Genomic DNA, 1,528 nt, shown 5'->3' on the forward strand with positions numbered 1-1,528 from the left:
AGTGGGGCAGGTGCAGCGCTTCCGCCCGCGCTACTGGAAGCTCGTGTACTTAAGCCAGCGCAAGCGCGAGCCCTTCTCCGCCGTGGTGGTGGAAGACGCCGGGCCGTACCCCACCCTCTCCCTGCCGGACCTGCAGATAACGGTGCGCCTGCCCAAGAACATGCTGGGCGAAAAGGCCCACCTGGGCACGCCGGTCACGGTCTTCTTCGGCCGCATCGACGCGCTGACCAATGAGCTGAAAGTGGTGGAGGCGCGGGAGGCGGAGTAGCCCCCACGTTTCAACGAAATGAAAGCAAAAGGCCGGGGTCCGCAAGGGCTCCGGCTTTTTTGCAAAACCCGTCAAGGGTTTTCCGCACGCCTTTTCCCTGCCTGTTTTACCCTGTCTCGCCCATTCTCATCCGTTTTCAGCTGGCCTCCCAAAACCCGTGTTATGCTCTGCGGAAATTTCCGGCCAATGCCGGGGCATCCGTAAACCATAACAAGGAGCATGCGCCATGCGTAAAAATTCGAATCAGCACTTGGGCGACGACCAACTCGTTCACGGCCTGCCCAAGCACATGCAAGGCATTGCCAACACTGATGCAAACGCATATTTGTAAATCGTTCCCGGCAAGAACGCCTGCTTTACCTGCCAGACGATGCGCGGAAGGCGGTTTGCCTACAAGCCAGGCCCGGTGCACCCGAACTGCACCTGCCAGATGCGGCGGGTGGCACCACCAGAGCATCAGGTGAAGGAAGTCGCTTTCGGGCGGCTTCAGGGGTTTGAAGACAAGGAGATGGAGAAATTCCAGGCAGGACAAGTGATCACCGTCGAAATACGCAACCTGGTTCGCTCCCTGCTGCCGTCTGGATTCGCGTTGACCACACGCAATGGGTGGCCTCACGCTACGTGACACTAGGTGAAACACAGTCGTTCAAGTTTTCGAAATTTGGCGATGTCCCGATGACATGGGAGGTCTCCCTCTTTTACCTTGGGCTTGACGCATCAGTCGTTGAGTACAAAATACGGGGGTAGCATGAAATGCCTCATAATTATCATGGTTCTTCTCGCACCTGCTGCGGCATGCGCAAACGGTGCGTTTGATATTACTTGCGGCAACGTTGCAAGCGTCACCATCACTCGCAGCGCAAATCCGTTTTTGCTCAACCTTGCTCCGCACGGCACGGTGCATGGTGTGCTCTTTTTCCTGAAACCAGAGGCCAGTGAGCAATTCCAGCAGTTCGCCGAGGCATCTCGACAAGCCCAGCTCTCGCAAGATGCCGGACCACATCCGCCCTACGCCCTGCTCTCCGTTACGGCCAACGGAAAGCCGCTACGGTGCGACATGCTGGAGATTCGCGGGTATGGCGGGAAGAAAATCATTACTTTCATCCTTGAGGACAAAGACGCCTTCGACACGGCGCGCGCGGTGTGCCCCACGGCCCCGGTGGAGTTCATCATCATGCCGCCGATGCGCTACCCCGAACCGGGGCAATAGCCCGCACGCAAAAAGGCCGGAGCCCCAATCGGAGCCCCGGCCTTATTCAT

2 protein-coding genes and 1 pseudogene are annotated in these 1,528 nt (G+C 58.2%); 2 read left to right on the forward strand and 1 reads right to left on the reverse strand.

Translation table 11 applies throughout. From position 1 onward, the window contains the following. Window positions 1-268, forward strand: a pseudogene (locus tag Q8O35_RS14060) (RNB domain-containing ribonuclease); the annotation flags it as partial. Between the two features lie 160 nt (window positions 269-428). On the opposite strand, the gene Q8O35_RS14065 reads toward Q8O35_RS14060, so the two are convergent. After that, on the reverse strand, window positions 429-800 hold the full coding sequence (locus Q8O35_RS14065) for a hypothetical protein (RefSeq protein ID WP_305574429.1): 372 nt from the start codon (window positions 798-800) through the stop codon (window positions 429-431). A gap of 216 nt (window positions 801-1,016) precedes the next feature. Here Q8O35_RS14065 and Q8O35_RS14070 point away from each other — a divergent pair, with 216 nt between their 5' ends. Then, window positions 1,017-1,478, forward strand: coding sequence for a hypothetical protein (locus Q8O35_RS14070; RefSeq protein WP_305574431.1), 462 nt, complete (start codon window positions 1,017-1,019; stop codon window positions 1,476-1,478). Window positions 1,479-1,528 lie beyond the last annotated feature (50 nt).

Origin of the sequence: Humidesulfovibrio sp. (assembly GCF_030689645.1) — a bacterium.
Lineage (GTDB): Bacteria > Desulfobacterota > Desulfovibrionia > Desulfovibrionales > Desulfovibrionaceae > Humidesulfovibrio.

What these genes read in the sequence shown, in the direction of transcription:
- Q8O35_RS14070 (WP_305574431.1), top strand. Translation starts at nt 1,017, where the DNA reads ATGAAATGCCTCATAATTATCATGGTTCTTCTCGCACCTGCTGCGGCA.